General features: G+C 29.9%; 3 tRNA genes. All 3 read left to right on the top strand.

The annotated features are described in order from the left end of the window. Window positions 1-268: 268 nt before the first annotated feature. A tRNA-Ala gene (locus ACYVBS_RS14635) sits at window positions 269-340 on the top strand. 8 nt (window positions 341-348) lie between these two features. Beyond that, window positions 349-421 (top strand) — tRNA-Phe (locus ACYVBS_RS14630). A 313-nt stretch (window positions 422-734) separates the two neighbouring features. Further along, window positions 735-807 (top strand) — tRNA-Met (locus tag ACYVBS_RS14625). The last annotated feature ends 60 nt before the right edge of the window (window positions 808-867 follow it).

Raw genomic sequence — 867 nt, 5'->3', positions numbered from 1 at the left:
ACACGAAGGGTCAGGTGTTCAAATCACCTATTTCTTATTACGGATTAATGTAATGGTAACATATTTGACTCATGATCAATTTATTTAGGTTCGAATCCTAAATCCGTATATTAAGGCTATAGCTTAATGGTAAAGCCAACTGCTCATAATAGTTTTTATAAATGTTCGAATCATTTTAGTCTTAATCCGAGTGCTGAAATTGGTAGACAGGATAATCTTAAGTTTTATTGATATACTCGTGTGGGTTCGAATCCCTCCTCGGATATTTGGGGTTATGGTTTAATTGGTAAAACGAGGACTTTGCAAGTCCTTTATTCAGGTTCAATTCCTGATAACTCCAAAATTTTAGCTCGAAAAGCTCAATTGGTAGAGCGGAACACTGAAGATGTTTAGGTTATAAGTTCAAGTCTTATTTCGAGCAACTATTTTTATGGATATGCTGAAATTGGTAACCAGGCCATGCTTAGAACATGGTAGCGGAAGCTTTATAAGTTCAAGTCTTATTATCCATAGGTTTAAACTTATAAATATTTATTGAATTTAACTATTTAAATTAATCAATTATTAGGTTACCTCTATTAATTTAAATTAATAATATATTTTATGTTGTTGACTAAGAGGTAAGTCATAAATTTTTGGTATTTAGCTATGAGTGTTCGAATCGCTCCAACATAATTATATAATAATGTAAAATAATAAAATTATTATATATTAAAATTATGAATAATTAAATTAGCCCGAGTAGTTTAATGGTAGAACAATAATTTCATGAATTAAGAATGAGAATTCGATTTTCTCCTCAGGCTATTCAAAAAAAAATTTTTTAAGGTGGATATAGTTCAATGGTAGAACAGCTGTATGTGGCAT

The sequence above is a fragment of the Lysobacter olei genome (assembly GCF_054777355.1).
The sequence above is the reverse complement of the archived record's forward strand: the minus strand, read 5'-3'. Positions and strand labels throughout refer to the sequence as shown.